17 protein-coding genes are annotated in these 21,766 nt (G+C 76.1%); 13 read left to right on the top strand and 4 right to left on the bottom strand.

Annotated elements, in window-relative coordinates:
• Positions 1–97 precede the first annotated feature (97 nt).
• The 3 genes from AC2TDM_RS10940 to AC2TDM_RS10930 all read left to right on the top strand — a co-directional run bounded on the left by AC2TDM_RS10940 (position 98) and on the right by AC2TDM_RS10930 (position 3,669).
• A complete protein-coding gene (locus tag AC2TDM_RS10940) occupies positions 98–1,396 on the top strand; it encodes a M50 family metallopeptidase (protein WP_484634622.1) in 1,299 nt (432 codons plus the stop codon).
• 165 nt (positions 1,397–1,561) lie between these two features.
• On the top strand, positions 1,562–2,722 hold the full coding sequence (gene ispG / locus AC2TDM_RS10935) for a flavodoxin-dependent (E)-4-hydroxy-3-methylbut-2-enyl-diphosphate synthase (RefSeq protein ID WP_484634621.1): 1,161 nt from the start codon (positions 1,562–1,564) through the stop codon (positions 2,720–2,722).
• A gap of 62 nt (positions 2,723–2,784) precedes the next feature.
• Positions 2,785–3,669, top strand: coding sequence for a GNAT family N-acetyltransferase (locus AC2TDM_RS10930; RefSeq protein WP_484634620.1), 885 nt, complete (start codon positions 2,785–2,787; stop codon positions 3,667–3,669).
• 58 nt (positions 3,670–3,727) lie between these two features.
• Here the strand turns inward: AC2TDM_RS10930 and AC2TDM_RS10925 are convergent, their stop codons facing one another.
• On the bottom strand, positions 3,728–4,618 hold the full coding sequence (locus AC2TDM_RS10925; RefSeq protein WP_484634619.1) for a DNA-formamidopyrimidine glycosylase family protein: 891 nt from the start codon (positions 4,616–4,618) through the stop codon (positions 3,728–3,730).
• An 84-nt stretch (positions 4,619–4,702) separates the two neighbouring features.
• Here AC2TDM_RS10925 and AC2TDM_RS10920 point away from each other — a divergent pair, with 84 nt between their 5' ends.
• Positions 4,703–6,496, top strand: a complete 1,794-nt coding sequence (locus tag AC2TDM_RS10920; RefSeq protein ID WP_484634618.1) for a proline--tRNA ligase — start codon at positions 4,703–4,705, stop codon at positions 6,494–6,496.
• 59 nt (positions 6,497–6,555) lie between these two features.
• Here AC2TDM_RS10920 and AC2TDM_RS10915 read toward each other — a convergent pair whose 3' ends face one another.
• Entirely contained in the window at positions 6,556–7,665 is a 1,110-nt protein-coding gene (locus tag AC2TDM_RS10915) for a DUF4439 domain-containing protein (protein ID WP_484634617.1), read from the bottom strand.
• Between the two features lie 250 nt (positions 7,666–7,915).
• Between AC2TDM_RS10915 and AC2TDM_RS10910 the strand changes: the two genes are divergently transcribed.
• The 7 genes from AC2TDM_RS10910 (at position 7,916) to AC2TDM_RS10880 (ending at position 15,975) form a co-directional block, all read left to right on the top strand.
• Positions 7,916–8,590 (top strand): ribosome maturation factor RimP, encoded by a 675-nt coding sequence (locus tag AC2TDM_RS10910; RefSeq protein WP_484634616.1) that lies wholly within the window; start codon positions 7,916–7,918, stop codon positions 8,588–8,590.
• A 1-nt stretch (position 8,591) separates the two neighbouring features.
• Positions 8,592–9,707 (top strand): transcription termination factor NusA, encoded by a 1,116-nt coding sequence (nusA, locus tag AC2TDM_RS10905; protein WP_090030173.1) that lies wholly within the window; start codon positions 8,592–8,594, stop codon positions 9,705–9,707.
• The gene (locus tag AC2TDM_RS10900; protein ID WP_484634615.1) at positions 9,704–10,195 is read left to right on the top strand and encodes a YlxR family protein; all 492 of its coding nucleotides are present in this window, start codon (positions 9,704–9,706) and stop codon (positions 10,193–10,195) included. Before nusA ends, AC2TDM_RS10900 begins: the two co-directional genes overlap by 4 nt.
• A gap of 81 nt (positions 10,196–10,276) precedes the next feature.
• A complete protein-coding gene (gene infB / locus AC2TDM_RS10895; protein ID WP_484634614.1) occupies positions 10,277–13,225 on the top strand; it encodes a translation initiation factor IF-2 in 2,949 nt (982 codons plus the stop codon).
• Positions 13,226–13,363: 138 nt separating this feature from the next.
• Positions 13,364–13,879, top strand: a complete 516-nt coding sequence (rbfA, locus tag AC2TDM_RS10890) for a 30S ribosome-binding factor RbfA (RefSeq protein ID WP_484634613.1) — start codon at positions 13,364–13,366, stop codon at positions 13,877–13,879.
• 23 nt (positions 13,880–13,902) lie between these two features.
• Positions 13,903–14,853 (top strand): tRNA pseudouridine(55) synthase TruB, encoded by a 951-nt coding sequence (gene truB / locus AC2TDM_RS10885; protein ID WP_484634612.1) that lies wholly within the window; start codon positions 13,903–13,905, stop codon positions 14,851–14,853.
• Positions 14,854–14,949: 96 nt separating this feature from the next.
• Entirely contained in the window at positions 14,950–15,975 is a 1,026-nt protein-coding gene (locus AC2TDM_RS10880; protein ID WP_484634611.1) for a bifunctional riboflavin kinase/FAD synthetase, read from the top strand.
• Here the strand turns inward: AC2TDM_RS10880 and AC2TDM_RS10875 are convergent.
• Positions 15,972–17,210, bottom strand: coding sequence for a cystathionine gamma-synthase (locus AC2TDM_RS10875; RefSeq protein ID WP_484636441.1), 1,239 nt, complete (start codon positions 17,208–17,210; stop codon positions 15,972–15,974). The genes AC2TDM_RS10880 and AC2TDM_RS10875 overlap by 4 nt on opposite strands.
• A 208-nt stretch (positions 17,211–17,418) precedes the next feature.
• The gene (locus tag AC2TDM_RS10870) at positions 17,419–18,819 is read right to left on the bottom strand and encodes a cystathionine beta-synthase (protein ID WP_090030181.1); all 1,401 of its coding nucleotides are present in this window, start codon (positions 18,817–18,819) and stop codon (positions 17,419–17,421) included.
• A gap of 162 nt (positions 18,820–18,981) precedes the next feature.
• Here AC2TDM_RS10870 and rpsO point away from each other — a divergent pair, with 162 nt between their 5' ends.
• Positions 18,982–19,251, top strand: a complete 270-nt coding sequence (gene rpsO / locus AC2TDM_RS10865; protein ID WP_090030183.1) for a 30S ribosomal protein S15 — start codon at positions 18,982–18,984, stop codon at positions 19,249–19,251.
• Between the two features lie 286 nt (positions 19,252–19,537).
• Positions 19,538–21,766: a polyribonucleotide nucleotidyltransferase gene (locus AC2TDM_RS10860; RefSeq protein ID WP_090030185.1), complete on the top strand. Its 2,229-nt coding sequence runs from the start codon at positions 19,538–19,540 to the stop codon at positions 21,764–21,766.

The following is a 21,766-nucleotide window of genomic DNA, read 5'->3' as shown; positions in this document are numbered from 1 at the left end:
CCGGCCGCGGCGCCCAGCGGGGACCCAGCCACCGGCGCGATGATGTCCCGCGTCGACCCCGGCCGCGGGTCGCCGAGGGTCGGGGACGAGGGGTCGCATGGCGTACGTGGTCGGGGTGCTCGTCGTGGTCGTGGTGCTGCTCGCCTCGATCGCGCTGCACGAGGTCGGGCACCTGGTGCCGGCCAAGCGGTTCGGCGTGCGCGTCAGCCAGTACATGGTCGGGTTCGGGCCGACGCTGTGGTCGCGGACGCGCGGCGAGACCGAGTACGGGCTCAAGGCGGTCCCGCTCGGCGGCTACGTCCGGCTGGTCGGCATGTACCCCACCGCCGCGGCCGTGGGCGACCCACCGACGCGCTCCGCCTGGGGACGGCTCGCCGCCGAGGCGCGGGAGGCCTCGGCCGACGAGATCCGGCCCGGCGAGGACCACCGGGCCTTCTACCGGCTGTCGACGCCGAAGAAGCTCGTCGTCATGCTCGGCGGACCGGTGATGAACCTGCTCATCGCGGCCGTCCTCCTGGCCGTCGTGTACGTCGGCACCGGCGTGCCGGCGGCCTCGACCACCGTCGCCACGGTGTCCTCCTGCGTCCTGCCCGCCGACGCGGCCGCGGACGCCGCGTGCACCGACGACGACCCCGTCGCCCCCGCGGCCGCGGCGGGCGTGCGGCCGGGCGACACGGTCGTCGCCTACGACGGGCAGGACGTCACGTCCTGGGACCAGCTGTCCGGGCTCATCCAGGCCAGCGGCGGTGAGGCGGACGTGCCCCTCGTCGTCGAGCGGGACGGGCGGCGCGTGACGCTCGCCGTCACGCCGGTCGTCGCCGAGCGCACGCTCGTCGCCGACGACGGCTCGACGCGGACGGCGCAGGTGGGCTACCTCGGCGTCGGGCCGACCCAGGTCACCGAGCGCGTGGGCGTGGGGGCGGTCCCCGGGCTGGTGGGGGAACGCACGTGGGGGACGGTCAGCGTCGTCGCGACGCTCCCGGCCCGCGTCGTCGACCTCGTCCGCGTGACCGTCACCGGCGAGGAGCGCGACGCGACGAGCGTCGTCGGACCCGTCGGCATCGGCCGCTTCGCCGGCGAGATCGCCTCCGCCGACGGGGCGGGCGTCGACGACGGCCTCAAGGTGGCCTCCCTGCTCGAGCTCATGGCCAGCCTCAACATCGCCCTGTTCGTCTTCAACCTCGTCCCGCTGCCGCCGCTCGACGGCGGTCACGTGGCGGCGGCGCTGTGGGAGGGTGCACGCCGGCAGATCGCGCGCGTGCGGGGCCTGCCGCGGCCGCGGCCCTTCGACACCGCGCGGCTCGTCCCGCTGGCCTACTCCGTCTTCGTGGTGCTCGGCGGCGTCGGCCTGCTCCTGGCCTGGGCGGACCTGGTCAACCCCGTGCGCCTCGGGTGACGACGGCCGGCGACGTCGGACGACGGCCGCCGACGCCCGGCATCGTGCCGGCATCGTGCCGGCATCGTGCCGGCACTGTGCCGGCGCTGAGACGACCGTCACCCGCACGCGCCGGGCGGGCGCCCCGCGGCGGGTGCCGCCGCGGGGCGGTGGGATGATGGCCGCGTGAGCACTCCGATCAGCCTCGGCATGCCGGAGGCACCCGCGCCCGTCCTGGCCCCCCGCCGCCCGACCCGCAGGATCCGGGTGGGCAAGGTCGAGGTGGGCGGTGGCGCCCCCATCAGCGTCCAGTCGATGTGCACCACGCCCACGACGGACGTGAACGCGACCCTCCAGCAGATCGCCGAGCTGACGGCCGCCGGCTGCGACATCGTCCGCGTCGCGGTGCCCAGCCAGGACGACGCCGACGCGCTGCCGGCCATCGCGCGCAAGAGCCAGATCCCCGTCATCGCGGACATCCACTTCCAGCCGAAGTACGTGTTCGCAGCCATCGACGCCGGCTGCGCGGCGGTGCGGGTGAACCCCGGCAACATCCGCAAGTTCGACGACCAGGTCAAGGAGATCGCGCGCGCCGCGACCGACGCGGGCTGCTCCATCCGCATCGGCGTCAACGCCGGCTCCCTCGACCCGCGGCTGCTGGCCAAGTACGGGAAGGCCACGCCGGAGGCGCTCGTCGAGTCGGCGGTGTGGGAGGCCTCGCTCTTCGAGGAGCACGGCTTCCACGACTTCAAGATCTCGGTCAAGCACAACGACCCCGTCGTCATGGTGCGCGCCTACGAGCTGCTGTCGGAGCGGGGCGACTGGCCCCTGCACCTCGGCGTGACCGAGGCCGGGCCGGCCTTCCAGGGGACCATCAAGTCCGCGACGGCCTTCGGCGCCCTGCTGAGCAAGGGCATCGGCGACACCATCCGCGTCTCCCTGTCGGCGCCGCCGGTGGAGGAGGTCAAGGTGGGCATCCAGATCCTGCAGTCGCTCAACCTGCGGCCGCGGAAGCTGGAGATCGTCTCCTGCCCCTCGTGCGGACGCGCGCAGGTCGACGTGTACTCCCTGGCGGAGAAGGTGACCGCCGGGCTGGAGGGCATGGAGGTGCCGCTGCGCGTGGCCGTCATGGGCTGCGTCGTCAACGGCCCGGGGGAGGCCCGCGAGGCCGACCTCGGCGTCGCGTCGGGCAACGGCAAGGGGCAGATCTTCGTCAAGGGCGAGGTCGTCAAGACGGTCCCGGAGTCGAAGATCGTCGAGACCCTCATCGAGGAGGCCATGCGCCTCGCGGAGGACATGGAGCCCGCCGACGAGGGGTCCGGCCGGCCCGTCGTCACCGTCGGCTGACGGGTCGGGGGTCCTGCGTGCCCCGTCGGGCCGTCCCTCGTGCCGTCGGGCATGATGCCGTCATGACGCCCACACGCGGGTCGCTGCTGTCGAACCGCTCAGGTGCGCGCGAGCTGGGCGACGAGGACGTGGCCGCAGCCCTGGCCGTCTGCCGGCGCGACCCGGTGGCCTCCGTGCTCGCCACGACCCGGCTCGAGGACGCCGCGCAGCGCGGGCTGCGCGCCGCGGGCGGACGGCTGTGGGGCTTCGTCCGCGACGACGCGCTCGTCGGGATCTGCTGGGTGGGTGCGAACCTCGTGCCCGTGCTGCCCGCCGGCGACGAGGAGGCGGTCGAGGCCGTGGCCCGGCTCGCCCGGGCGCACGGCCGTTGGTACTCCTCGATCGTCGGCCCGGCCGAGGTCGTCTTGTCGCTGTGGGCGCGGCTCGAGGAGGAGTGGCGGGCGCGGGAGGTGCGCCCCGACCAGCCCTCGATGGCGATCGCCGGCGAACCCCTCGTCGCCCCGGACCCGCAGGTGCGGCCGTCCCGGCCCGCGGAGTACGGGGTGGTCCTGCCGGCGTGCGTGCGCATGTTCACGGAGGAGGTCGGCTACTCGCCCGTCAGCGGGCCGGCCGGACCGTACGAGCAGCGCGTGCGGACCCTCGTCGAGCGGGGCCGGTCGTACGTGCGGATCACGCACGACGCCGCCGCGGAGCCGCGGGTGGTGTTCAAGGCGGAGATCGGCGCGGTGGGCGGCGGCGTCGCACAGGTGCAGGGCGTGTGGGTCGACCCGCAGGACCGGGGCCGGCACCTGTCGGAGCCCGGCATGGCGGCCGTCGTGCGGCTGGCCCGCGAGCGGTGGGCACCCACGGTGTCCCTCTACGTCAACGCCTACAACCACCGGGCGGTCGCGGCCTACGAGCGCGTCGGGTTCCGGCAGGTCGGCACGTACGCGACCGTCCTGTTCTGACGGCGGGCCCGTTCGGACCGCCGGCCCGTCCTGCCGGCCGCCGGGGGCGGGGTGGCCCTCAGCGCAGCAGCCGGGACAGCCGTCGGTCGGCGAGGGGCTGACCACCGGTCTGGCACGTCGGGCAGTACTGGAGGCTGCGGTCGGCGAAGGACACCTCGTGCACGGTGTCGCCGCACGGCACGCCGTCCCAGCCCGGGCACGGCTCGCCCGTGCGGCCGTGCACCCGCATGCCCCGGCGCTTGGCGTCCTTGAGCTCGGCCGCCGGGCGGCCGGCCGCGGCGGCGACCGCCTCGGTGAGCACGCCGACGGTGGCCGCGTGCAGCCGGGCCGTGCGCGCGGCGTCGAAGCCCTTCGTGGGCGCGAAGGGGCTGGTCCGGGCGGCGTGCAGGATCTCGTCGGAGTAGGCGTTGCCGATGCCGGCGATGGTGCCCTGGTCGCGCAGCAGCCCTTTCACCTGCTGGTTGCGCACCGCCAGGAGCGCGGACAGCCGCTCGGCCGTGAACTCCGGCGACAGCGGCTCGACGCCCAGCGTGGCGATCGGGCCGATCGACGTCGGGTCGGCGACGACGTGCACCGCGAGGCGCTTCTTCGTGCCCGCCTCGGTGAGGTCGAAGCCGGACCCGTCGTCGAACCCCACGCGCAGCGCGATCGGGGAGCGGCCCGGCCGGACCGGCGTCGCCGGCAGGCGCTCCGACCAGCGCACCCAGCCGCCGCGGGACAGGTGCCACACGAGGTGCAGGTCGTCCTCCTGCGGCGCCGAGGCGACGAGGTCGAGCCACTTGCCGTGCCGCCGCACGTCCGTGACCGTCCGGCCGACGAGCGCGTCGGGCGGGGGCGCGAAGGTCTTCAGCGCGCTGATGGCGCCCGCGGCGACGGCGGTGACGCTCCGGCCGCCGGCGCGCCCCCGCAGGAACTGCGCCAGCGCCTCGACCTCGGGCAGCTCCGGCATGGGGCCATCGTGGCACCCCGGCGGTCCCTGGCACCCCCGGGGGCGCCCGCGGCGGCGCGCGCGCCGCCCACTAGGCTCGCGCCCATGCTCCTGCGCCTGTCCACGCTGTTCGTCCGCACCCTGCGCGAGGACCCCGCCGACGCCGAGGTGGCCAGCCACCGCCTGCTGGTCCGCGCCGGGTACATCCGCCGCGCCGCGCCCGGCATCTACACGTGGCTGCCGCTGGGCCTGCGGGTGCTGGCGAAGGTCGAGGCCGTCGTCCGCGAGGAGATGGCCGCGGCCGGCGCGCAGGAGGTGCACTTCCCGGCGCTGCTGCCGCGCGAGCCCTACGAGGCGACGGGCCGCTGGACGGAGTACGGGCCGAACCTCTTCCGGCTGCGGGACCGCCGCGGGGGGGACTACCTCCTCGCGCCGACGCACGAGGAGATGTTCACGCTCCTGGTCAAGGACCTGTACTCCTCGTACAAGGACCTGCCGCTGACGCTCTTCCAGATCCAGACGAAGTACCGCGACGAGGCGCGGCCGCGCGCCGGGCTCATCCGCGGCCGCGAGTTCGTCATGAAGGATGCGTACTCCTTCGACGTCGACGAGGCCGGGCTCGAGGCCAGCTACGCGGCCCAGCGGGCCGCCTACCAGCGCGTCTTCACGCGCCTGGGCCTCGAGCACGTCGTCGTCGCGGCCACCTCGGGCGCCATGGGCGGGTCGCGGTCGGAGGAGTTCCTCTACCCGACGTCGATCGGCGAGGACACCTTCGTGCGCTCGCCCGGCGGCTACGCCGCGAACGTCGAGGCCGTCACCACGGTCGTGCCGCCCGCCCTCGACTGGTCGGACGCCCCCGCCGCGCACGTCGAGGACACGCCGGGGACGCCGACCATCGAGTCGCTCGTCGCGCTGGCCAACGAGCGGTTCCCGCGCCCGGACCGGGCATGGACCGCGGCGGACACGCTGAAGAACGTCGTCGTCGCGCTCGTCGCGCCGACGGGGGAGCGGGAGGTGCTCGTCGTGGGCCTGCCGGGCGACCGGGAGGTGGACCTCAAGCGGCTCGAGGCCGGGGTCGCGCCGGCCGAGGTGGAGACGGCCGGCGACGCCGACTTCGCGGCGCACCCCGAGCTCGTCAAGGGTTACATCGGGCCCGGGGCGCTCGGTCCCAACGCCCCCGTCGCCGAGGGGGCGGAGCGCACCGCCGTCCGGTACCTCCTGGACCCGCGCGTGGTGCCCGGGACGCGGTGGATCACGGGCGCCGACGCCCCCGGCCGGCACGTCTTCGACCTCGTGGCGGGGCGGGACTTCACCGCGGACGGCACGGTCGAGGCCGCGGAGGTGCGGGCGGGCGACGAGGCGCCGGACGGCTCCGGCCCGCTCGAGCTGGCCCGCGGCATCGAGATCGGTCACATCTTCCAGCTCGGCCGCAAGTACGCGCAGGCGCTGGGGCTGACCGTGCTGGACCAGAACGGCAAGGCCGTGACGGTCACGATGGGCTCCTACGGCATCGGTGTGACGCGCGCCGTGGCCGCCCTGGCGGAGGGCAACCACGACGAGAAGGGGCTGGCCTGGCCCGCCCACGTCGCGCCGGCGCACGTGCACGTCGTCGCCACGGGCAAGGACGCGTCCGTGCTCGAGGCCGCCGAGGCGCTCGCGCTCGAGCTGTCCGGGCGCGGCGTCGAGGTGCTGCTCGACGACCGGCCGAAGGTGTCGCCCGGCGTGAAGTTCGCCGACGCCGAGCTGTTCGGCATCCCGCTGGTCGTCGTCGTCGGCCGCGGGCTGGCCGACGGGCTCGTCGAGGTGCGGCCCCGCACGGGCGGCGACGCGGAGCAGGTGCCGGTGGCGGAGGCGGCGGACCGCGTGGCGGCGCGCGTCGCGAGGCTGCTGGCCGGCTGAGGCGACGCGGGCGGGCCGTGGCCGGCGCTCGTCCCCGGCCGGCTCGGGGAAGGCCGGGCTCAGCCCAGGTCGGGCCGGCCCGGGAACGACGTCGGCGGTGCCCCCCAGGCGGCCGCGGCGTCGGTCGCGGCGCGGAGGCGCTCGAGAGTCTCGGGCCGGGCGGCCGGTCGGTCGGCCCGCGCGAGCGCGGCGGCGTACGCGACCGCCACGCCGCCCTCCGCGTCCCGGGCGACGGCCTGGGCGACCGCGGCGTCCTCCACGTCGGCCGGCAGGGCGTAGGCGACCCGCCGGGGGTCCTGCGCGGTCCCCACCACCTCGGCCGCGCGGGCCCACGCCTCCGCGCGGTCCCGGTGCACCCGGGCGTCGGCGAGCGCGCGGGCCCGCTCGTCGCCGCCGAGGACGGCGGCCACGACCTCCAGCGCGTACCCCGCGGCGTCCTCGGCGCGCGCGAGGGCGACGGCGTCGGCGTCCCGCACGCCGGCGGCGGCCGCGGGGCCCGGCGTGCTCGCCGGGTCGGGCCCGACGGTCGAGGCGGGCGTGGGCGCCGCGTCCCCGGTGGGCGTCGGCGAGGGCGTGGCGCCGCGGACGGGCAGCACCCAGGACGGCTCGGGTGCGCCCGCCGCGGCGGCCAGCGCGCGGGCGCTGGACCACCGCGACACCGCGACGGACGCGACGAGGCCGGCCAGACCGCCGTCGGGCACGTCGAGCGCGTCGGCGCCCGCGGTCCCCGCCGCGGTCGTCAGCAGGGAGACGAGGTCGGCAGGCGACGGGGTGGGCGCGGCCGTGCTCGTCGTGCCGGTCGTCCCGCCGGTCGTCGTGCCAGCCGTCCCGCCGTCCGTCGTGCCGGTCGGTGCGGGCGACGGGCCCACCGTGGCGCCCGTCGCCGGCGACGCTTCCCCGCCGAGCGCCGACACGTGCGCGGCCGCGGCCCCCGCCACCTGCGCGAGCGCCGCGCGCAGCGGGTCCTCCGCGGCGAGGGCGGCGACGGCGGGCGCGGCGGCCGCGGCCGTGGCGGTCCCGGCGAGCGCGCGCGCGTCCGCGAGCGTGCGGGAGCGGACCGTCTCGTCGGCGGTCGGGGTGCGCGCCGGGGGAGGCGACGTCTCCAGCCGCAGGTCGCACCCCCCGAGCAGGCCTGACAGGAGACCGGCGAGCAGGGTCAGCACGACCACCCGGACGGGGCCGTGCCGGCCGTCGCGCCGAGCTGCAGGAGGGCGCCGACCGCGCTCGTCGGCCGCACGGGAGGGCTGGTCGGGTCGCACCGTCGCGATCCTGCCACGGCCGACGGGCGGCCCCGCCGCGGGGCGGGTCCCGGTCGGCCCGGTCGGCCGGTCGGCGCGGACTCGTTAGGCTGGTGCCACAACGTCACAGGGTCGGAGCCGGCAGGTGCTCGCCCCCCGGCACACGCCAAGGAGGCGATCGATGGTCGCGCCAGCGCCCCCCGCCGTCCGCGAGGACCTCGACGCCGTCCTCCGCGCCGCCGGCTACGTGCTGGAGGACGTCCGGCTCACGCGCAGCGGTGCCCGCCACGTCCTGGAGGTCGTCGTCGACCTCGACGAGGCGACGCCCGGCGACCTGGACCTCGACCGCGTGGCGGAGGCGACGCGGCTCGTGTCCGAGCGGCTCGACGCGCACGCCGACGCCCTGCCCGACCGGTACGACCTCGAGGTCTCGAGCCCCGGCGCCTCGCGCCCGCTGACCCAGCGGCGGCACTGGGTGCGCGCGGTCGGCCGCACCGTCCGCGTCGAGCGCACGGACGGCACCGTGCTCGTCGGGGTGCTGCGGGCCGTGGACCTGGCGGCCGGGGACCCGGGGGCGGGGGACGCGCCGGGCACCCTCGTCGTCGTCCCCGAGGAGGACCGGGGCAAGGGCCGGCCGCCCCGCATCGGCCCGCCGGTCGCCGTGCCGCTGGGCGACGTGCGTCGGGGCCGGGTCGAGGTCGACCTGCGGGGCCTGGGCCCCGTGGCGCCCGACGAGGAGGTGCCCGACGACGACGAGGACGACGACATCGTCGACGAGCAGGTCGACGAGCAGGCCGACGAGCAGCAGGACGAGCAGCAGGACGAGGGCGGCGGGGCCGCCCGGGGGAGGGACTGACGTGGACATCGACATGGCGGCGCTGCGGCTCCTGGAGCGCGAGCGCGAGATCCGGCTCGACGTCCTCGTCGCGGCGATCGAGGAGGCCCTGCTGTCGGCCTACCAGCGCACGCCGGACGCGCAGCCGTCGGCACGGGTGCAGGTCGACCGGTCCACCGGGCACGTGACGGTCTGGGCCCGCGAGCGCGTCCCGGCGCCGGTGGGCGAGGACGGCGAGCCGACCGGGCCCGCGTCCTTCGGGCCCGAGTACGACGACACCCCCGACGGCTTCGGCCGCATCGCCACCGCCACGGCCCGTCAGGTCATCGTGCAGCGGCTGCGCGACGCGGAGGACGACCAGGTGCTGGGCCAGTTCCGCGGCACCGAGGGCCAGGTGCTCGGCGGCGTGGTCCAGCAGGGCCGCGACCCGCGGACGGTGCTCGTCGACGTCGGCGGCACGGAGGCGGTCCTCCCGCAGCACGAGCAGGTGCCCACCGAGCGCTACGTGCACGGCGAGCGGCTGCGCGCGCTGGTCGTGCAGGTGGCGCGCGGGCCGCGCGGTGCCCAGGTGACGCTGTCGCGGACGCACCCCGCGCTCGTGCGGCAGCTGTTCGCCCTCGAGGTGCCGGAGGTCGCCGACGGCACCGTCGAGATCACGGCCCTGGCGCGCGAGGCGGGCCACCGCACGAAGATCGCGGTGAAGGCCACGGTGCCGGGCGTCAACGCCAAGGGCGCGTGCATCGGCCCGATGGGCGGCCGCGTCCGTGCCGTCATGGCGGAGCTGCAGGGCGAGAAGATCGACATCGTCGACCACTCCGACGACCCGGCGGAGATGGTGGCGCACGCGCTGTCGCCGGCCCGGGTCCTGTCGGTGACGGTCGTCGACGAGGCGACGCGCGCGGCGCGGGTCGTCGTCCCGGACTTCCAGCTCTCGCTCGCCATCGGCAAGGAGGGGCAGAACGCCCGGCTCGCGGCCAAGCTGACGGGCTGGCGGATCGACATCCGATCCGACGCGGAGCCCGACGGCGGGCCGGGTGACGAGCCCGACGAGGGGCCGGGCGACAGGCCCGGCGGCGGGTCGAGCGGCGGGTCGGGCAGTGCGTCGGGGGCCGGCGGAGCGGCCGGCACCGCGCGGTGACCCGCCGGGGTGACGCGTCCCGCAGCGGCGCGGACGCCGGACGGGGTAGACTGCCCACGGCTGGGCCGGATGCCCGGTTCCCCGCGCCCGCACCGCGGACCCCCGAACCTGCAGCGCACGTCGCGCTGCCCGTTCCGGGCCCGCAGCGGACCTGCGTGGGGTGCCGGACGACCGGCCCGAGGTCGGCCCTGCTGCGGGTCGTCGCCCCGAGGGCCGGCACCACGGATGCACCCGTGCTGCTGGTGCCCGACGAGCGGCGGCGGCTGCCGGGCAGGGGTGCCTGGCTGCACCCCGACCTGCACTGCCTCGGGCTCGCCGAACGGCGGCGGGCGTTCGGGCGGGCCCTGCGGACAGTGGGCCCGGTGGACGCCTCCGCGCTGCGCGCGCTGCTGGAGGAGGCAGGACGGCCGGATCACACCGACCCCGGGAACGGCCCGGGGCGGACGTCGGATGGGAAGCGGGTCGAGAAGCCGATGGCTGCCCGATGAGCACGCACCGATGAGTGCGCGATGAGCACCCAGCACTAACGACGGTCCACCCTGTCCCGGGCGGGCCGAGACAGGAGAGATGTGCCCAAGGTCCGCGTCTACGAGCTCGCCAAGGAGCTCGGAGTCGACAGCAAGACCCTCATGACGAAGCTCACCGAGCTCGGTGAGTTCGTCCGCTCGGCGTCCTCGACGATCGAGCCCCCGGTGGTCCGCAAGCTGCGGGACACCTACCCGGCCGGTGGCGGCGCCCCCGCTGCCGCCGCGCGTCCTGCGCCCGCCCCGGCGGCGCGCCCCGCGGCCCCGGCCGCCCCGGCCCCGGCGGCCCCCGCCGCCGCGGCGCCCTCCGCCCCGGCTCCTGCTGCGGCGGCACCGGCCCCCGCGCCCGCCGCCCCGGCGCCCGCGCCCGCCGCCCGTCCGGACGTGCCCGCACGTCCGGCGGCCGCCTCGGCCACCCCGGGTGCGCCCGCGGCGGCCCGTCCGGGCGCCCCGCGCCCGGCCGTCCCCGGCCGCCCGTCACCCGCCAACCCGACGGGCCCGGGCGCCACGGAGAACGCCCCGCAGCGGCCCGGCGCCCCGCGCCCGGGCGCCCCGCGTCCCGGCAACAACCCGTTCGCGCCCTCCCAGGGGATGGGCCGCGGCGGCGAGCGGCCGGACCGCGGCGGCGACCGCCCGGCCCCCGCGGGCGACCGCGGTGACCGTGCTGGTGGACCCCGTCCCGGCGGTCCGCGTCCGGGCAACAACCCGTTCGCGCCGTCGCAGGGCATGCCCCGTCCGGGCGAGCGCCGCACGCCGGCCGGCGCCGGTGCGCCCGAGGCGTCCGCGGGCGACCGTCCCGGCGGGCCCCGTCCCGGTGGCCCCCGTCCCGGCGGCCCCCGCCCCAACCCCGGCATGATGCCCGGCCGCACGTCCTCGGGCGTCGGCCGGCCCGGTGAGCGCCCCGCGGGTGCGGGCCGTCCCGGCGGTGCCGGCGGCGGTCGCGGCGGCTTCGGCCCCAACCGCCCGGGTGGCGGCACCGGTGGTCCCGGCGGTGGTGGCGGCTACGGCCCCGCGCGTCCCGGTGGCGGCGGCCGTCCCGGCGGTGCCGGTCGCGGCTCGACGCAGGGCGCCTTCGGGCGCGCCGGCGGTCGTCCCGTCCGCGGTCGCAAGTCCAAGCGCGCGAAGCGCCAGGAGTTCGAGCAGATGCAGGCGCCGTCGCTCGGCGGCGTCAGCGTCCCCCGCGGCAACGGGCAGACGGTCGTCCGCCTGCGCCACGGCTCGTCGCTCAACGACTTCGCCGACAAGATCGACGCCAACCCGGCCTCGCTCGTCACCGTCCTGTTCCACCTCGGGGAGATGGCCACGGCCACGCAGTCCCTCGACGAGGACACGTTCGGCACGCTCGCCCAGGAGCTGGGCTACCGCATCGAGATGGTCTCGGCCGAGGAGGAGGACCGCGAGCTGCTCGGGTCCTTCGACATGGACCTGGACGCCGAGCTCGAGGCGGAGGGCGACGACGAGCTGCAGGCGCGGCCGCCGGTCGTCACCGTCATGGGTCACGTCGACCACGGCAAGACCAAGCTCCTCGACGCCATCCGCTCCACGGACGTCGTCGCGGGCGAGGCCGGCGGCATCACCCAGCACATCGGTGCCTACCAGGTGCGGGCCGAGCACGAGGGCGTCGAGCGTCCCATCACGTTCATCGACACCCCGGGCCACGAGGCGTTCACCGCCATGCGTGCCCGTGGTGCGCAGGTCACGGACATCGCGATCCTCGTGGTCGCGGCCGACGACGGCGTGATGCCCCAGACCATCGAGGCGCTCAACCACGCGCAGGCCGCCAACGTGCCGATCGTCGTGGCCGTCAACAAGGTGGACAAGGAGGGGTCGAACCCCGCCAAGATCCGCCAGCAGCTGACGGAGTACAACCTCGTGGCGGAGGAGTACGGCGGCGACACGATGTTCGTCGACGTCTCCGCCAAGCAGGGCCAGGGCATCGACAGCCTCCTCGAGGCCGTCCTCCTCACGGCGGACGCGGCGCTCGACCTGCGGGCGAACCCCGACAAGGACGCGCGCGGCGTGGCCATCGAGGCGAACCTCGACAAGGGCCGCGGTGCGGTCGCGACCGTGCTGGTCCAGTCCGGCACGCTGCGCGTCGGTGACGCGGTGGTCGCGGGCACGGCCCACGGCCGCGTGCGCGCCATGTTCGACGAGCACGGCGAGACCGTGACCGAGGCGGGCCCGGCCCGTCCGGTCCAGGTCCTCGGCCTCACGTCGGTGCCCAGTGCCGGTGACACGTTCATCGTCGCCCGCGACGACCGCACGGCCCGTCAGATCGCGGAGAAGCGCGAGGCCGCCGAGCGTGCCGCCCTCCTGGCCAAGCGCCGCAAGCGCATCAGCCTCGAGGACTTCACGCAGGCCCTCCAGCAGGGCAAGGTGGAGACGCTCAACCTGGTCCTCAAGGGCGACGTGTCCGGTGCCGTCGAGGCGCTCGAGGACGCGCTGCTCAAGATCGACGTGGGCGACGAGGTCGACCTGCGCGTCATCCACCGCGGGGTGGGTGCCATCACGCAGAACGACGTCAACCTCGCCACGGTCGACAACGCGATCATCATCGGCTTCAACGTGAAGTTCGCGGAGCGCGTGGAGGACCTGGCGGACCGCGAGGGCGTCGACGTGCGCTTCTACTCGGTCATCTACCAGGCCATCGACGACGTCGAGGCGGCCCTCAAGGGCATGCTCAAGCCGGAGTACGAGGAGGCCCAGCTCGGCACCGCCGAGGTGCGCGAGGTGTTCCGCTCCTCGCGGTTCGGCAACATCGCCGGCTCGCTGGTCCGCTCGGGCACGATCGTGCGCAACTCCAAGGCGCGCGTCACCCGCAACGGCAAGGTCGTCGGGGACAACCTGTCGATCGAGTCGCTCAAGCGGTTCAAGGACGACGCGACCGAGGTCCGCGAGGGCTTCGAGTGCGGCATCGGCCTGGGGTCGTTCAACGACCTCGAGATCGGCGACGTCATCGAGACGTGGGAGATGCGCGAGAAGCCGCGCTCCTGACGCCGGCGGCACCGACCACCGGCACCACCAGCACCACCAGCACGACGGGCGGCGGCACCTGCAGACCTGCGGGTGCCGCCGCCCGGCGCGTCCCACCGCGCGCGCCCGGGACGGGCCGCGCCACGCAGAGGAGGACCCATGGCCGACACGCCGCGGGCACGCAAGATCGCCGACCGCATCCAGCAGGTCGTGGCCCAGCTGCTCGACACCCGGATCAAGGACCCGCGCCTGGGGTTCGTCACCATCACCGACGTGCGCGTGACGGGCGACCTGCAGCACGCCGACGTCTTCTACACGGTCCTCGGCGACGACGAGGCGCGCACGGGCTCGGCCGCCGCGCTCGCGAGCGCCCGGGGTCTCATCCGGTCCGAGGTCGGCAAGGCCGTGGGCATCCGGCTCACGCCCACCATCGACTTCCACCTGGACGCCGTGCCCGAGACGGCCGCACACCTCGAGTCCGCCCTCGCCGAGGCGCAGCGCCGGGACGCCGAGGTCGCTGCCCTCGCCGCCCGCGCGGCGTACGCGGGCGAGGCCGACCCCTACCGCCGGCCGGCCGACGAGGACGACGACGCAGCGGACGGCGCAGCCGACGACGCGGCCGACGACGAGGACGACGACGCGGCCGACGACGAGGACGCGACGGACCCCCGCTGAGCCCGGCCCACCCGCGTGGGACAGTGGCGCCCGTGAGCACCTCCCCGCCCCGTCCGCGGCGCCCCACCGCGCCCGACGGCATCGTCGTCGTCGACAAACCCGCCGGCTGGACCAGCCACGACCTCGTCGCGCGCATGCGGCGGCTGGCCGGGACCCGCAAGGTGGGCCACGGGGGCACGCTGGACCCCATGGCGACGGGCGTGCTCGTCGTCGGGGTCGGTCGTGCCACACGCCTGCTGACCTGGGTGTCCGGCGCCGACAAGGAGTACACGGCCACGGTCCGGCTGGGCGTGGCGACGACGACGGACGACGCCGAGGGCGAGGTCGTCACGGCACCCGGGGCCGGCGGCGTCGTCCGCGCGGACGTGGAGTCGGCCGTGCTGCCCCTCACCGGCGCCGTCCTGCAGGTGCCCAGCGCCGTCTCCGCGATCAAGGTCGACGGGCAGCGGGCCTACGCCCGCGTCCGTGCCGGTGAGGCGGTCGAGCTCGCGGCCCGGCCCGTGACGGTCAGCGCGTTCGACGTCGGCGAGGCCCGCCCGGGCGACGCCGCGGGCACGCCCGTGCTCGACGTCGACGTGCGGGTGGTCTGCTCCTCGGGCACCTACGTGCGGGCGCTGGCCCGCGACCTCGGCGCCGCGCTCGGCACCGGCGGTCACCTGACCGCCCTGCGCCGCACCCGCGTGGGCGGGTTCGACCTGTCCGCCGCGCGCACGCTCGAGGACCTCGCCGCGGTGCCGGACGACGTGCCGCTGGACGTCGTGGACCCCGCGGCCGCGGCCGCCGCGACGCTGCCGGTGCGCCCGCTCGACGAGGCCGAGGCGCGCGCCCTGTCCTACGGGCAGGCGGTCGCGCTCGTGCCCGGTCGCGACGGGCCCGCGGCGGCCGTGGGCCCGGACGGCGTCCTCGTCGCCGTCGTCGAGCCCCGGGACGGGCGCGACCGGCCGCTGCTCGTCCTGGCGCCCGCCGGCGGCTGACCGGAGGCCCGCCGCGTCCGGCGGTGGGGCCGCGAGGTGGCACCCTTGACCGCTGGGCCGCACGACGCGGCGTGCGGACGGGGAGGGCGGGCGGGCGTGCAGGTCTGGCGAGGTCTGGACGAGGTGCCGACGGGCTGGGGCCCGTCGGTGGTGACGCTGGGCAACTTCGACGGCGTCCACCGGGGGCACGCCGGCGTGCTGGCCGAGATGGCCGCGGACGCCCGTGCCGCCGACCTGCGGTCCGTCGCCGTCACGTTCACGCCGCACCCGGCGCAGGTGCACCGCCCGCAGACCGCGCCGCCGCTCCTGACCGGGGACGCCGACCGGCTCGAGCTGCTCGCCGCGTGCGGCCTCGACGCGGTGCTGCTCGAGCAGTACACACTGGCCTTCGCGCGGCAGTCGCCCGAGGAGTTCGTCCGGCGCTACCTCGTCGAGGCCCTGGGCGCCCGGGTCGTCGTCGTGGGCCGTGACGTGCGCTTCGGCTGGCAGAACAGCGGCGACCTGGCCACGATGCGGGCCCTGGGCGAGGGGTTGGGCTTCGTGGTCGACGTGGTCGACGACCTCGTCGACGAGGCGCCGGCCGACCCGGCGGACGGCCGGCGGCGCCTCTCCTCGACCTGGGTCCGCGAGCTGCTGGCAGCCGGCGACGTGGCCGCCGCGGCCGCGCTCCTCGGCCGGCCGCACCGGCTGCGCGGCCTCGTCGTGCACGGCGACGCGCGGGGCCGCGAGCTCGGCTACCCCACGGCCAACCTGGCGCAGGACGCGTCCGGCATGGTGCCCGCCGACGGGGTCTACGCCGGGCGGCTGCGCCGCGTGCGCCGTGGCGACGGGACCGCGTACGACCCCGCGGCGCCCGACGTGCTCCTGCCGGCCGCCGTCTCGATCGGCACGAACCCCACCTTCGACGGCGTGCAGCGCCGCGTGGAGGCGTACGTCCTGGACCGCACGGACCTCGACCTCTACGACGAGGAGGTCGTCGTCGAGCTCGTGGAGCGGCTGCGGCCCACGCTGCGCTTCGACGGCGTGGAGCCGCTCCTGGCGCAGATGGCCCGGGACGTCGAGCAGGCGCGGGCGCTGCTCGACGTCCCGCCGTCGGCGGCGCGCCCCGGGCCGTACGCCTAGCCCTCCCGGACGCCCTCCCGGACCGCGTCCCCGCCGGCGGCGGCCAGCGCCGCGTCGAGGTCGGCGACGAGGTCGCCGACGTCCTCGATGCCGACGGACAGCCGCACGAGGTCGTCGGGCACCTCCAGCGCGGACCCGGCGACGGACGCGTGCGTCATGGCTGCGGGCAGCTCGACGAGGGACTCGACGCCGCCGAGGGACTCGGCCAGCGTGAACAGCCGGGTCGCGGCGCAGAAGGCCCGGGCCCGGTCGGCGCTGCCCAGCCGGAACGCCACCATCCCGCCGAAGGCCGTCATCTGCCGGGCCGCGACGGCGTGGCCCGGGTCGTCGGGCAGCCCGGGGTAGTGCACCGCGGTCACGGCCGGGTGCGCGCGCAGGTGCTCGGCGACGACGGCGGCGTTCGCGCTGTGCCGGGCCATGCGCACGTCGAGGGTCCGCAGCCCCCGCATCGTGAGCCAGGCGTCGAAGGGGCCGGCGACCGCGCCCGCCGCGTTCTGCAGGAACCCGACCGCGTCCGCGACGAGGTCCGTGCCCGTCGGCCCGACGAGCCCCAGCGGCAGCCGCGCGCCGGCGCCCACGACGACCGCGCCGCCCACGACGTCCGAGTGCCCGCCGATGTACTTCGTCGTCGAGTGCACGACCACGTCGGCCCCGAGCTCCAGCGGCCGCTGCAGCGCGGGGGAGGCGAAGGTGTTGTCGACGACCAGCAGGGCTCCGGCGGCGTGCGCGATCTCCGCCAGCCGCGCGATGTCCGCGACGCCCAGCAGCGGGTTCGTCGGCGTCTCCACCCACACGACGCCGGTCTGCCCGGGCCGCACCGCCGCGGCCACCGCGTCGGGCTCCCCGAGGCGCGCCGGCGTGTGCTCGATCCCCCAGGGCTGCAGCACCCGTGCCACGAGCCGGTAGGTGCCGCCGTAGGCGTCGTCGGGGATGACGAGGTGCCGGCCGGGCGTCAGCGTGGCCCGCAGCAGCACGTCCTCGGCCGCGAGGCCGGAGGAGAACGCGAAGGCGCGCTCGCCGCCCTCGACCGCCGCCAGCGCGGTCTGGAGCGCGTCGCGGGTGGGGTTGCCCGAGCGGGAGTACTCGTAGCCGTTGCGCAGGCCGCCGACGCCGTCCTGGGCGTAGGTCGAGACCTGGTAGATGGGCGGGACGACCGCACCCGTCGTCGGGTCGGGCTCGAGGCCCGCGTGCACGGCGCGGGTGGCGAAGCCGCTCGGGCCCCCGCCGGGCGACACGGTGCTGGCGTCGGGGGTGCCGCCGGTGCTGGTGCCGGCGTCCGTGCCCCGCCCCTCCTGCGGCTCGCGGTCGGCGGTGGGCTCGGTGGTCACGGGGGTCCTCCTGGGCGGGTGGGTCCTGCACTGGGTCCTGCGGTGGGTCCTGGGGTGGGTCCTGCGGTCAGTCCTGCGCTGGGGCGGGTGCACGAGCGAGCCGGCCGGAGCGGGGTCAGCGGGCGGCGTGCTCCAGCAGGTCGGCGCGCGTGAGCACGCCGGTCGGCCGGCCCTCGTCGACGACGAGCAGCGCGTCGCCGTCCTGCAGCGCGGCGGTGGCGGCGGCCACGGGCTCACCCGCCCCGACCTGGGGGAGCGGGTCGGCCAGGTGCTTGCGCACGGGGTCGGACAGGCGCGCGGCGCCGGTCCACAACGCGTCGAGCAGCACCCGCTCGGTCACGGCGCCGAGGACCTCGCCGAGCGTGACCGGCGGCTCCTGCGTGACGACCGGCAGCTGCGAGACGCCGTACTCGCGCAGGATGCCGATGGCGTCGCGCACCGTCTCGTTCGGGTGGGTGTGCACGAGCGCGGGGAGGTCCCCGCTCTTGCCGCGGAGCACGTCGCCGACGGTCGTCGTCGCGCCCTCGTCGCGCAGGAAGCCGTAGGAGCGCATCCACGGGTCGGAGAAGATCTTCGACAGGTACCCGCGGCCGCTGTCCGGCAGCAGCACGACGACGACCGCGCGGGCCGCGGCCGCCGGGTCCTCGCGCTCGAGCCGCTCGGCGACGCGCAGCGCCGCGACGACCGCCATGCCCGAGCTGCCCCCGACGAGGAGGGCCTCTTCGCGCGCGAGCCGCCGCGTCATGGCGAAGGCCTCGGCGTCGTCGACGGCGAGCACCTCGTCGGGCACCGTCGGGTCGTACGCGCTCGGCCAGAAGTCCTCGCCCACGCCCTCGACGAGGTAGGGCCGCCCCGTGCCGCCGGAGTACACCGAGCCCTCGGGGTCGGCGCCCACGACGACGACGGGTCCCCCGGGCCGGTCGCGGCTGACGTCGTGCAGGTAGCGGCCCGTGCCCGTGATCGTGCCGCCCGTGCCCACGCCGGTGACCAGGTGGGTCACCCGCCCCTCGGTCGCCCGCCAGATCTCGGGGCCCGTGGAGGCGTAGTGGCTCGCGGGGCCGTCGGGGTTCGCGTACTGGTTCGGCTGGTACGCGCCGGGGGTCTCGCGCACGAGGCGGGCGGCGACCGAGTAGTAGGAGTCGGGGGAGTCCGGCGCCACCGCGGTCGGCGTCACCACGACCTCGGCGCCGTAGGCGCGCAGCACGTCCTGCTTCTCCGGGCTCACCTTGTCCGGGCAGACGAAGACGCACCGGTACCCGCGCCGCTGCGCGACGAGCGCGAGGCCGACGCCGGTGTTGCCCGACGTGGGCTCGACGATGGTGCCGCCGGGCCGCAGGTCGCCGCGGCGCTCGGCCTCCGCGACGATGCGCGCGGCGATGCGGTCCTTGATCGACCCGCCCGGGTTGAGGTACTCCACCTTGGCCAGGACGGTCGCGGACAGGCCGGCCGTGACGGCGTGGAGGCGGACGAGCGGGGTGCCGCCGACGAGGTCGGCGACGTGGTCGACGTACTGCACGGGTGAGGGTCTCCGTCCGGGTGCTGGGTCCCGCCACTGTGCCACGCCGGGTCCGGGCCGTGCTCCTGCTACCCTGGACGCTGCCGTGTGATCGGCCGCGGAACGAGAGAGCCCGGGTGGACGTGCCCCGAGGCACCGCGCAACGAGAACCCAGGGAGAGACGTGCCGCTCGACAGTGCCATCAAGCAGTCCATCATGACCGAGTACGCCACGCACGAGGGCGACACCGGTTCCCCCGAGGTCCAGATCGCGGTGCTCACGCAGCGCATCAAGGACCTGACCGAGCACCTCAAGGCGCACAAGCACGACCACCACAGCCGCCGCGGGCTGCTGCTGCTGGTCGGACGCCGTCGTCGTCTGCTCGGCTACCTGCAGAAGATCGACATCAACCGCTACCGCTCGATCATCGAGCGGCTCGGCCTGCGCCGCTGAACGACCGGGACCAGCCCGGACCCGCCCGGGTCCGGGCTGGTCCCGCGTGAGGGCCGCGCGCCGCGACGGCCCCGGCCCGGGTCGCAGGCCCCAGCACCACCCGCACGACCAGCACCACCGAAGGCATCACCGAAGGCACCACGCAGTCCGCGCCGGCCCGCTCGTCCGGTCCTCGGTAGTGGCCCGCCGGAACCCCGCGCCGCACGCGCGTGACGGGGCGTCCGACGGCCACGGTCGAAGACCGCCGCGGGGCCCGGGCCGGCGCCCGTCCCGAAGGAGGGCACCCGTGGAGGGTCCCGAGATCCAGTTCGCCGAGGCCGTCATCGACAACGGTCGCTTCGGCACCCGCACCGTCCGGTTCGAGACCGGCCGCCTCGCCAAGCAGGCGGCCGGCTCCGCCGTCGCCTACCTCGACGGCGACACGATGCTCCTGTCGGCCACGACGGCCGGCAAGCACCCCAAGGAGCAGTTCGACTTCTTCCCGCTCACCGTCGACGTCGAGGAGCGCTCCTACGCCGCCGGCAAGATCCCCGGCGCGTTCTTCCGCCGCGAGGGCCGCCCCTCGACGGACGCGATCCTCGCGTGCCGCCTCATCGACCGCCCGCTGCGCCCCCTGTTCGTCAAGGGCCTGCGCAACGAGGTCCAGGTCGTCGTGACGGTCCTGGCGATCCACCCCGACGACGCCTACGACGTCCTCGCGATCAACGCCGCGTCCATCTCGACGCAGCTGTCCGGCCTGCCGTTCTCCGGCCCGGTCGGCGCCACGCGCATCGCGCTCGTCGACGGCCAGTGGGTCGCGTTCCCGCGCTACTCCGAGCGCGAGCGCGCCACGTTCGACATGGTCGTCGCCGGCCGCGTCGTGGGCGACGACGTCGCCATCGCGATGATCGAGGCCGAGGCGCCCGACAGCTCGTGGGACCTCATCCACGGCGGCGGCGGCACCGCGCCGACCGAGGACGTCGTCGCCGCGGGCCTGGAGGCGGCCAAGCCGTTCATCCGCGCCCTCGTCGAGGCGCAGCAGCAGCTCGCCGCGTCCTCCGCCAAGGAGACGCAGGAGTTCCCGACGTTCCCCGACTACCAGGGCGACGTCTACGCCGCCGTGGAGTCCGCGGTCTCCGGCCGCCTGGGCGAGGCGCTGTCCATCGCCGACAAGCAGACCCGCGAGGGCCGGCTCGACGAGATCAAGGGCGAGGTCCAGGCCGAGCTCGCCGAGGCGTTCGCGGGCCGCGAGAAGGAGGTGTCGGCCGCCTACCGCTCCGTGCAGAAGGCGCTCATCCGGCAGCGCATCCTCACGGACGGCTTCCGCATCGACGGCCGCGGCCTGCGCGACATCCGCACGCTCTCGGCCGAGGTCGAGGTCCTGCCCCGCGTGCACGGCTCCGCGATCTTCGAGCGCGGCGAGACGCAGATCATGGGCGTCACGACGCTCAACATGCTGCGCATGGAGCAGCAGATCGACTCGCTGTCGCCGGTGACGAAGAAGCGCTACATGCACCACTACAACTTCCCGCCGTTCTCCACGGGCGAGACGGGCCGCGTCGGCTCGCCGAAGCGCCGCGAGATCGGCCACGGCGCGCTGGCGGAGCGGGCGATCGTGCCCGTCCTGCCCACCCGCGAGGAGTTCCCCTACGCGATCCGCCAGGTCTCCGAGGCGCTGGGCTCCAACGGCTCGACGTCCATGGGCTCGGTCTGCGCCGCGACGCTGTCGCTGCTCAACGCCGGTGTGCCGCTCAAGGCCCCCGTCGCGGGCATCGCGATGGGCCTCGTGTCCGACACGGTCGAGGGCCAGACGCGCTACGCCGCGCTGACCGACATCCTCGGCGCGGAGGACGCCTTCGGCGACATGGACTTCAAGGTCGCCGGCACGCGCGAGTTCGTCACGGCCATCCAGCTCGACACGAAGCTCGACGGCATCCCCGCCTCCGTCCTGGCCGGCGCGCTGACGCAGGCCAAGGAGGCGCGCCTGGCGATCCTCGACGTCATCGCCGAGGCGATCGACGTGCCCGACGAGATGAGCCCGTACGCGCCGCGCGTCATCACGGTGAAGGTCCCCGTCGACAAGATCGGCGAGGTCATCGGCCCGAAGGGCAAGATGATCAACCAGATCCAGGAGGAGACCGGCGCCGACATCTCCATCGAGGACGACGGCACGGTCTACATCGGCGCGGTGGACGGCCCGTCCGCCGAGGCCGCGCGGGCGGCGATCAACGCGATCGCCAACCCGCACATGCCCGAGGTGGGCGAGCGCTTCGTCGGCACGGTCGTCAAGACCACGACGTTCGGCGCGTTCGTCTCCCTGTCCCCGGGCAAGGACGGGCTGCTGCACATCTCGCAGATCCGCAAGCTCGTGGGCGGCCGTCGCGTGGAGAACGTCGAGGACGTCCTCGCGGTCGGCCAGAAGGTCCAGGTCGAGATCGGCGAGATCGACCCGCGCGGCAAGCTCTCGCTGCACGCGGTCGTCGAGGAGGGTGCGGGCGGCGACGCCGAGGCCCCGGCGCAGACGGTCGACGCCTGA

Source organism: Cellulomonas sp. plas2 (genome assembly GCF_057221735.1).
The sequence above is the reverse complement of the archived record's forward strand: the minus strand, read 5'-3'. Positions and strand labels throughout refer to the sequence as shown.

What these genes read in the sequence shown, in the direction of transcription:
- AC2TDM_RS10940 (WP_484634622.1), top strand. Translation starts at nt 98, where the DNA reads ATGGCGTACGTGGTCGGGGTGCTCGTCGTGGTCGTGGTGCTGCTCGCC.
- AC2TDM_RS10930 (WP_484634620.1), top strand. Translation starts at nt 2,785, where the DNA reads ATGACGCCCACACGCGGGTCGCTGCTGTCGAACCGCTCAGGTGCGCGC.
- AC2TDM_RS10925 (WP_484634619.1), bottom strand. Translation starts at nt 4,618, where the DNA reads ATGCCGGAGCTGCCCGAGGTCGAGGCGCTGGCGCAGTTCCTGCGGGGG.
- AC2TDM_RS10920 (WP_484634618.1), top strand. Translation starts at nt 4,703, where the DNA reads ATGCTCCTGCGCCTGTCCACGCTGTTCGTCCGCACCCTGCGCGAGGAC.
- AC2TDM_RS10910 (WP_484634616.1), top strand. Translation starts at nt 7,916, where the DNA reads ATGGTCGCGCCAGCGCCCCCCGCCGTCCGCGAGGACCTCGACGCCGTC.
- rbfA (WP_484634613.1), top strand. Translation starts at nt 13,364, where the DNA reads ATGGCCGACACGCCGCGGGCACGCAAGATCGCCGACCGCATCCAGCAG.